This is a genomic window from Lactobacillus sp. UMNPBX19, assembly GCF_002553805.1.
In the GTDB taxonomy this organism is placed as follows: domain Bacteria; phylum Bacillota; class Bacilli; order Lactobacillales; family Lactobacillaceae; genus Lactobacillus.
Genome location: NZ_PCYR01000047.1, coordinates 1 through 5,669 on the forward strand (window position 1 = coordinate 1; position 5,669 = coordinate 5,669).

The 5,669-nt window shown below is 33.4% G+C and carries 6 protein-coding genes and 2 pseudogenes; 2 read left to right on the forward strand and 6 right to left on the reverse strand.

All coding sequences use genetic code 11. The features are described 5' to 3' along the window. Nucleotides 1-84 precede the first annotated feature (84 nt). Nucleotides 85-822, reverse strand: a pseudogene (gene glsA, locus CP370_RS08805) (glutaminase A); the annotation flags it as partial. After that, a complete protein-coding gene (locus tag CP370_RS08810; RefSeq protein ID WP_087284965.1) occupies nucleotides 815-1,570 on the reverse strand; it encodes a DeoR/GlpR family DNA-binding transcription regulator in 756 nt (251 codons plus the stop codon). The gene CP370_RS08810 and the pseudogene glsA, both read right to left, overlap by 8 nt. Before the next feature lie 418 nt (nucleotides 1,571-1,988). On the opposite strand from CP370_RS08810, the gene CP370_RS08815 reads away from it, so the two are divergent. Next, nucleotides 1,989-3,320 (forward strand): solute carrier family 23 protein, encoded by a 1,332-nt coding sequence (locus CP370_RS08815; RefSeq protein WP_087713185.1) that lies wholly within the window; start codon nucleotides 1,989-1,991, stop codon nucleotides 3,318-3,320. 240 nt (nucleotides 3,321-3,560) lie between these two features. Here the strand turns inward: CP370_RS08815 and CP370_RS10125 are convergent, their stop codons facing one another. Both CP370_RS10125 and CP370_RS10320 read right to left on the reverse strand, forming a co-directional pair. Continuing rightward, entirely contained in the window at nucleotides 3,561-3,764 is a 204-nt protein-coding gene (locus tag CP370_RS10125) for a hypothetical protein (protein WP_229101305.1), read from the reverse strand. Nucleotides 3,765-3,800: 36 nt separating this feature from the next. Beyond that, nucleotides 3,801-3,941: pseudogene (locus CP370_RS10320) on the reverse strand (cupin domain-containing protein); the annotation flags it as partial. Between the two features lie 173 nt (nucleotides 3,942-4,114). Between CP370_RS10320 and CP370_RS08825 the strand changes: the two are divergent. Beyond that, nucleotides 4,115-4,903 (forward strand): Cof-type HAD-IIB family hydrolase, encoded by a 789-nt coding sequence (locus CP370_RS08825; RefSeq protein ID WP_053107468.1) that lies wholly within the window; start codon nucleotides 4,115-4,117, stop codon nucleotides 4,901-4,903. A gap of 41 nt (nucleotides 4,904-4,944) precedes the next feature. Here CP370_RS08825 and CP370_RS10135 read toward each other — a convergent pair whose 3' ends face one another. Together CP370_RS10135 and CP370_RS10140 are read right to left on the reverse strand one after the other, a co-directional pair. Next, a complete protein-coding gene (locus tag CP370_RS10135; protein ID WP_223658719.1) occupies nucleotides 4,945-5,139 on the reverse strand; it encodes a hypothetical protein in 195 nt (64 codons plus the stop codon). Nucleotides 5,140-5,200: 61 nt separating this feature from the next. Then, entirely contained in the window at nucleotides 5,201-5,566 is a 366-nt protein-coding gene (locus CP370_RS10140; RefSeq protein WP_087713187.1) for a hypothetical protein, read from the reverse strand. Nucleotides 5,567-5,669 lie beyond the last annotated feature (103 nt).

The window sequence follows — 5,669 nt, forward strand, 5'->3', positions numbered from 1 at the left end:
AAAGGAAATCATCGTTCTTTTTTCATGTCTTAGGAATTAGTTTTTTCCCAGACACTTCTAAAATATTAATTTTTTAATTCTTACTTAATCAAATACATCTAGCTCTAATCCATCAACAATATCTCTCAACAAATCTAAGCCTGCGATACTGTTCCCATCTTTATCTAAGGCAGGACTAAAGATCCCAATTCCATATTTGTGAGGTGCAGCGGACATAAGACCACCACCAACACCACTCTTTGTTGGTACACCAATTAGTCGTGAATAAATACCTGATTGATTATATAGGCCAGTTGTCATCATTAATGACTTGATACAATGAGCTTCTTCATCAGGGATAATGCGTTTGTTGTCCCATGGTTTTACACCGCCATTAGCTAAAACAGCCCCTAAATTTGCTAAAGAACGTGCAGTTGCCATCATTGAACACTGCTTAAAGTAAGTATCAAGACTAGTCACTACATCCCCCAGCATCATGTTTTTAGATTCCATATAATATGCTAACGACCGGCCTAGATTGCCTGTTCTTTTTTCAGAATGATAAATTATTTGATCTAAATAAAGATCTGGGTCATTACAAATATCACGAGCAAAATCTAAGATTTCTTCAAATGCATCGTCACCCGTCTTACTTACTATCATTGAAGTTGTAGCAATTGCTCCAGCGTTAATAAAAGGATTCAATGGATACTTAGCTCTTTCAATTTCCATATTTAGAATTGAATTTAAGGCAAAGCCTGTTTGACGGGATCCTACATGTTTAAATACTTCTTGTATGCCCATCTTTTTAATAGCAAGCATTAAGGTAATTACCTTAATGATACAAAATCGTAATTTGGCTGTAATGTTTTACGATATCAGTATCAAGCCCAGGACTTGTAATTAACCCATCTACATCATACAAATGGTAAAATTCGTAAAAATCATTGCGGTTAATTTTATGATAATCAGCTACAACATACTTTTTACGTGAGCGATTCAATCCTAGTCCTTGAGTTTGTCCCTCTTCTAAATTAGCTGTCATCATCGAGTTGTCTTTAATTCCGTTTACGCCAACAAAGCCCCGATCAAAAGATATTCCTCTTAACTGATTGTTTGCTAACGCTCCAATAAAAGCCCCACTAACTCTACGATATGAACCCCCAATTAAAATCAGTTCATAATTATTCGCATTCTTTTTAGCAGCCTCAAAAACAGGTAAAGAATTAGTAACAATTCGCAAGTTTTTTTGATTCAATTTTGCAACCATAAATTCTAAAGTTGTTCCTGGTCCAACATAAATTGTTTCATCATCTTGAACAATTTTACTTGCAACTTCAGCTGCCGCTTGTTTTTCAGAGATGTTAATTTCTCGTTTCTGGATATAATTTTTTTCAACAGAATCTTGTTGAGAAATTACCTGTGCCCCGCCATGAATTCTCATCACTTTACCAGTAGTATTTAATTCATTAAGGTCCCGTCTAATCGTCATGTCTGAAACTTGCAATGTTTTAGCCAATTCATCAACGGTTACAAACTTTCTATCAGTTACAATTTCTAAAATATTTCTTAATCGTTCTCTTTTAAGCATTATTCACCTTAATTCTATTTGGCTAACTAACTCATTACATCTTTATTATATATGTTCATTTATGTTTGTCAAAGTTAATTTATGTTCATTATTTGTTTAAAAAGCCAAATAGTCCTCCTTAGCCGTATTATAGCAAGGATATCGCTTACACAAAAAATTTTTTTATGTTTACAAACTTTAAAATCAACAACTTAGAACAGAGCTAATTTTATGCTTGACTTTTTTCTTATATCTTAGTTAAATTAAGAAAGAAATAATGTGATGACCTTTAATATAGTCCCGTGAGGCTATCAAGGAAATCTGCGCGTAAACTATTTTTTGACATAGTTTTAAACAGAAACGACTATCTTAAAGGAATCCTCTTTAGATAGTCGTTTTTTCTTTAGGTCATCAAGATTTTAATTTCAAGGAGGAAATTATGAAAAAGATGCCTAAAGACACATTTCATAATGATGATGCGATCTTAGACGTTTATGAGAAGCCAGAATTAGGACAAGGAATTCTACTTTCCATGCAACACTTGTTTGCCATGTTTGGTTCAACGGTTCTGGTTCCAATCTTAGTCGGAATTAATCCAAGTATTGCTCTTCTTTCATCTGGTGTGGGTACTTTAGTCCATATGCTACTAACCCGTTTCAAGATTCCAGCATACTTAGGATCAAGTTTTGCTTTCGTTGCAACAATGCAAGCTTTAATGAGGCAAGATGGGTATCCAGCAATTGCTCAAGGTGCAATTGCAGCTGGGTTAGTATATGTTATCGTTGCCTTAGTTATCGCAAATGTTGGGTCTGATTGGGTAAACAAAGTCTTACCACCAATTGTTGTAGGACCAATCATTATCGTAATTGGATTATCTCTTGCAACTACTGCTGCAAATGATGCCATGATGAAAGGTACCAAGTACAACTTAACTTACTTCGGTGTTGCCATCTTTACCTTGGTCATGACCTTAATTTTCCAAATGTGCTTCAAAGGCTTTACTAGTTTAGTTTCAATTATGCTTGGGATCGTTTGTGGCTATGCCCTATCTTGCATTTTAGGAATAGTTGATTTTTCAGGAGTAGCAAAGGCTGCTTGGTTCTCCATGCCCGCTTTAGATGTGCCTGGAATTAGCTACCACTTCAAATGGTATCCAGCAGCTATCTTAACAATGGCTCCAATCGCCTTTGTTACAATGACTGAACACATGGGACATATTATGGTTCTTAACTCTCTAACTAAGAGAAACTTCTTTAAGAATCCAGGTTTACACCGTACTATGATGGGTGACGGTCTTTCAACAATTATTGCTGGTTTTATCGGTGGTCCTCCGACTACTTCTTACGGTGAAAATATCGGTGTTTTAGCTATGACCAAAGTTCATTCAGTTTGGGTATTAGCAGGAGCTGCAGTATTTGCAATTGTCTTTAGTTTTGTTGGTAAAGTTGCTGCAGTTATCGAATCAATTCCAATGCCAGTTATCGGTGGTATTTCATTCTTACTATTCGGAACGATTGCATCTAATGGTCTAAAGATTTTAGTTGATGATAAAATCGACTTTGGCGAAAAACGTAATATGTTAATCGCTTCCGTTATCTTAGTTATTGGTATCGGTGGAGCTTACTTACAACTTGGTAACTTCCAATTAACTTCAGTTGCTTTATGTACCATCTTTGGTATGTTAATGAACTGGATCTTACCTAAACAAGCAGCCAGTGAAAAGGCACTTGAAGCTGAAAAGAAAGAAAAAGAACAAAAATACTTTAATTAGTTGAATATATGAAAAAAGCTAGAATCCGTGTAATGTGGATTCTAGCTTTTTTTAGTAGTCCATTTCTTATTCAAATCTATATTGCTGCAATACATACTCCTTAAAAAATAGCAAAGTAAATGCACCATATCGTCAATCTGAATATCTTCTTGAAAATGCTCATTAATATATTTAATTATTTCATCCCCCAGTGAAAGATTAGGACTTTTAGTAACTGAATCTTTTTTATTAAAATTCTGATCAAGTAAAACTCAAATGACTTAAAACCATAAAACGTCGAGCGTCAGTTAATGGTTTATGGCATAATTTACCGAGCTCAATAATTTCTTTTTCTAACTTTTTATAAGCAGTTTTATTCTCAGTGCCATTTTTTCCTAACAGATCAAGGTTCCAGTTAATACTTGTAGGATATTGACTTAATAAAAAATCATCATCAATAATCAAACTTTCATATTCCCAATTTTCTTCTTTACCAGATGAACTATGAATCTTTCTTCGATTAACAAGCCAAATATCACCACTATTAAAGTGATAAGTTTTACCTTCAAGTGCAAAACGCAGATCCTTTCCCTTAATTAAATAATTAAGTTCAATTCCTTGATGCCAATGCTCTGACTGAATTGCCTAATCGCTGTGGTAAAAATAAAAAGGCAATCTTTGATTATTTTGAACTTCTTCATGCTCAACTATTGTAACCCCTTTTCAAAAAATTACTTCTTAATTACGAAAATGATACTTTTTTTCTATTTATAAATGGTATCTTAATAATGTAAAAAATATGAGGAGGATTTAAAATGATTAAATTAATCGCCGTAGATATGGACGGTACTTTCTTAAGAGACGATAAAAGTTATGATGAAGAAAAATTTACTCGAATTTATCAAAAATTAGAAAAGAAAGATATTAAATTCACTATCGCTAGTGGTAATCAATATTACCAAATTGCTACTTTCTTTAAAGATTTTCCTAATGTAATCTATGTTGCAGAAAATGGCGCTCTAGTTAGAACTAAGGAAAAGATTTTAGCTTTGCATGCTTTCTCCGAAGAAACTGTTAAAAAGATTGAAGATTTTCTTTTAAAGCAATCTGAGTTGCAATTTTTAGTTTCAGGTGCAGAAAGTGCCTACTTTCCGGTTCAATTCACAGACGATTACTATGAAATTTCTACTAAATACTACTATCGATTAAAGAAAATACACGAATTTAATGAAATCGATGACAAAGTTCTTAAATTTTCAATTTCTTGTCCGGACAAAAAAACAAATTATTATGTAGACCTCTTAAAAAAGAACCTCGGCCGCTATTGTAATGTAACAAGTAGTGGTCATGGCGAAATTGACTTGATTTTACCAGAGATTCATAAGGCTCATGGTTTAGCTGAATTAGGCCAAGTTTTAGAAATTTCTCTTTCTGACATGACTGCTTTTGGTGATGGTAGAAATGACTTAGAAATGATCAAAGAAGTTGGAGATGGCGTAGCGATGTCAAATGCGGATCCAGCAGTTTTAAAAGTTGCAGATCATACAACTACTTCCAATAATGAACAAGGTGTTCTTACTTACATTGAAAATAATATTCTCTAATAACAAAAAGCTTGAAGCAATCCCCATGCTTCAAGCTTTTTTTAGTACATGTTACCAAATTCAGCGACAAAATCAGCAAAATATGGCAATGTAAATTCAACATAACCACGTTCTTTGCTAAAGATAACCTGATCATCAATTAATCGACGCCGATAAATAGAAATATAATTTTTAGGTTTATCCATCTTAGTCATAATGTCTTTAATTGGCACTTTTTCTTTATCACTTTCTACCATTGCCTGAACGAATTCGCGATCTTTTGATAATAATGAACTATAGACTTTTACATATACATTTCTAAAAAGCAGCCACGGGTGTTAATGTAAGTCTCCCACTTCTCAAAAGAAATGTCAGTACATTATCATTTTGTAATTCTGAAACTTCCGAGGGCAATCCAGTCATAACCAGAGAAATATTATATTTTTCTCTTCTCATTAATTGATAAGTTGCCGCCAATTGCTTTACCTCAGGCGTAGATTGTGCTTCATCAAGTGTTACTAAAACTTTTATCCCTTTCTCTTTTAATTGTTTAAGCACTTTTTCCAAAACAATTCGTAAATCAGTTTTCTCAATTGCATTCTTAGAATTTTTATTTATTGATACACCCCATGCTTCAAAATGCCAATCTAATTGATCAAAGATCTCACGAAATTTGTTGCTCATTCGATCATAAATTAACTTTACTAATGTAATTAATAAATCTTCTCCAACGTGTCTGGGAAAAAACTAATTCCTAAGACATGAAAAAAGAACGATGATTTCCTTT